The 2,966-nt window shown below is 51.8% G+C and carries 3 protein-coding genes; all 3 read right to left on the bottom strand.

Annotated features, from left to right (window positions below; translation table 11 throughout):
* Nucleotides 1-299 (bottom strand): hypothetical protein (locus tag ACETWG_11445; GenBank protein ID MFB0517201.1); only part of this gene is annotated, 299 nt, incomplete at its 3' end.
* A 224-nt stretch (nucleotides 300-523) separates the two neighbouring features.
* Nucleotides 524-2,041, bottom strand: a complete 1,518-nt coding sequence (locus ACETWG_11440; GenBank protein ID MFB0517200.1) for a right-handed parallel beta-helix repeat-containing protein — start codon at nucleotides 2,039-2,041, stop codon at nucleotides 524-526.
* A gap of 160 nt (nucleotides 2,042-2,201) precedes the next feature.
* On the bottom strand, nucleotides 2,202-2,966 hold a 765-nt coding region (locus ACETWG_11435; GenBank protein MFB0517199.1), incomplete at its 5' end, for an alpha/beta hydrolase.

The following is a 2,966-nucleotide window of genomic DNA, read 5'->3' as shown; positions in this document are numbered from 1 at the left end:
GCTATGCTGAATATCAGTACCATGCAGCGGCAAACGGGCTGCCTTCCAGCATACTTAGAAGGATATGTTTTCATCTTGGGACCTCTATGAAGGGAGATTCTTTGCTCGCTGGTTAATTGATAACTTTCGTATCTCGTTGGGATGCAGTGGTCACCTATCGTTCCACCACTTCGATTCACCACGTAGTAAATCTTCTCCGAGTTGATCTCGCCAGTCCAGTACCAGCTCTCTGGAGCATACGGATTTCTGTTTCCAATGATTGCCTCGCTGTGCTGAGGTGTCATCAATCCCTTGTCCAAAGGGTGTTTCTTCCCAACATTGATAAAGGATACAAAGATTATCTTAAGATGTCAAGTAATATGCTATGAGCTGTAGTGAGGGACAAACAATCGGGACTTGATACGATCAGCTACGCCTCATTGAAACGATGGATCTTCTTTGTGAGGAAACAGCGTATTACTTGTCCCGCGTAGTGGGAAGAATCCACTGTTGCATCCCACAGCAAGCGGATTTAACCTGGCGATCATTTCAATAACACCATCTTGATCGCTTGGCTGTACTCCGGCGTCACCAGCCGGGCGATGTAGATGCCAGAGGGGACTTCCCGACCACTTTTGTCCCTGCCATTCCATTTTGTTTGATGGTAACCGGGGGCCATATACCCTTCGATCAATCGAGCCACCTCACCGCCATGGATGGTATAGATGATGATGGTCACCACCGCTGCCCCTGGCAGATCGTACTGCAAGGTTGTGACCGGATTGAATGGATTGGGGTAATTCTGTAACACTGCAAATTGTTCCGGTTGTTGACTGGCGTGCGAAACAATTTCTGTAATGCTGCTGAATTCGAAAGCGCCTAGATCGGGAGCCGGACCTTCGAAAGGCGACCCCACATCAACCCCCGCATCGATCAGGCTGCTCCCCTCCGCCAGATGGAGGAAATCAAGTTGAGGCAGTCCGCCGTTCTCGTCCCGCGGTCCCGTTACACCGGTGGAATCCAGGCTGATAAAATCACTTTCCGTAACCAAAAAGCCATTCCACGAATTGTATTCATCATCGACTTCAAGATAGATGGTTTCACCACCATCAAATGAGAGATTATTACGTAGAACATGACTGTCACTGTGCTCATCAAAATAGAAATTCTTACCTTCGTTTTTATTGCAGGTGCAGTTATATACCTGTACTCCGCTGAGATTGCCGTTTACATCAATTCCATGTTTCTGATGATCAAAAGCCAGGCAGCGAATCAAAATATGGGCACCGCTGCCGTGACCGAGCTTAAATCCGTTTGCGTCCCCGGCGAACTCGGGATCATTCCAAATATTCTCGCCGTTGCGGAAAGCCCAGCAATCCTCCACCGTGACTCCATTGCCCGCTTCCCAGAAATCCCAGCCGTCATCGGAATTGCTCCACGCCCGACACCCCCGGAAGACATTTCCTTCTGCCAGGTCGAACTTGGCGGCGAAACCGTCGGCGTTCTCGCCGTGATTGGCCGGATCATAGTTAAGATAGGAATCACAATTTGAAATGAGATTGAATGATGCGCCATTTGATAACTGCGTGCCTGAATCCTGGTTATAACGCGTCGTTACTTGCTCCAAAACATTATGCGAACCATAGACATGAATGCCATTATCTCCCGCATACTGGATGATTAAACCGCATAAATGCCAGTAATCAGCACTTAGTGTAATGCCCCGTGCGCTGCTTCCGGTCCCGGCCTTTTCGAAATCGAGTATCGGGATTTCATGCTGATAGGCCCAGATCTTGATCGGACTGCCCGCTTCTCCGCTTTTGTCGATCGTTACGCTAGCGTCGTATTCATACACACCGCCGCGCAGGTAGATCGTATCTCCGGCAGCGCAGGCTGCAATCGCCGGGATCAGTGTCTTGAAGGGTTGGTCGAGCGAACCCGGATCGGAGTCACTCCCGTCAGGTGCAACAAAATAGGATTCCGCAAACAGCAGAGCTGGATAAGCCCAGAATAGAAAAACATAACTGTAATAATTGAAATTTCTTTTATGGGAAAAATTCATCAGATACCCATCTTCCTTCTTCCAATAATAGGAAATGCTCATAGGAATGCAAACATGAAAATATCAACGAGCTCACCTGCACCGGAGCTGCGCGGCTTCCGGTGTTTGGCACCGCGCAGGGCTAGAGGGAGGTTGGATCAGATGGTCCCGGAGGCATCCATCAAAGGTGCTTCTTGAAAAACTCAAGCTGGTCGCTTACCGCTTTCTCGAAGTTCTCCCCCAGATAGATATCGAAGTGGTCGATGGGGTAGCGGATGACCTCCGCCAGCTGCCCCAGCCGCTGCTCGGCTTTCTCAACGATGCTCAATGGAATGCCGATGTCCTTTTCACATACCTGCAGCAGGACCGGGCAGTGCACTTGGGCGGCATGTTTGATCGGATGGTATTTGTCCATTCGAATAAGGATGCGAGCACAGACTTCGTTGATGAAATCATCCGGCGCAAGCTTACAGAAAGCGTCCCAGGCGCCGGCATCGGCCAACGCGGCGATAGTACCTGATTTTCCGGCGATAGGTACCTTGTGGGGCGAGAGACCGAACCAGGATCGGACCAGATCACGCAGTCCGTGTCCGAATGACATCCGGAGTATGTGACCGAGGCCAAATCTTTTCACGACTTCCAGGCCTCCCGCACCCCCGGCCAGCAGGGGGACCTGCGCGACGACACAGGCGATCCGGTGGTCCCTGGCCGCGGTGACGATGACGTGTCCGCCGCTCAGGGAGGTGCCCCACAGGGCGATTTTCACCGGATCGACCTCATCGAGGCCGCGGGCGTACTTGATGGCTGCTACGTAATCTTCCTGCTGGTACGGGATCCATACCAGCTGCCGGGGTTCGCCGCCGCTTTCACCCAGGTGCCGGAAATCGAAGGCCAGCGCGGCGAAGCCGGCTTCCTGATAACGAATGGCATAGTTTTCCAGGCCCAT

The sequence above is a fragment of the Candidatus Neomarinimicrobiota bacterium genome, from assembly GCA_041862535.1.
In the GTDB taxonomy this organism is placed as follows: Bacteria; Fidelibacterota; Marinisomatia; order SCGC-AAA003-L08; family TS1B11.
The sequence above is the reverse complement of the archived record's forward strand: the minus strand, read 5'-3'. Positions and strand labels throughout refer to the sequence as shown.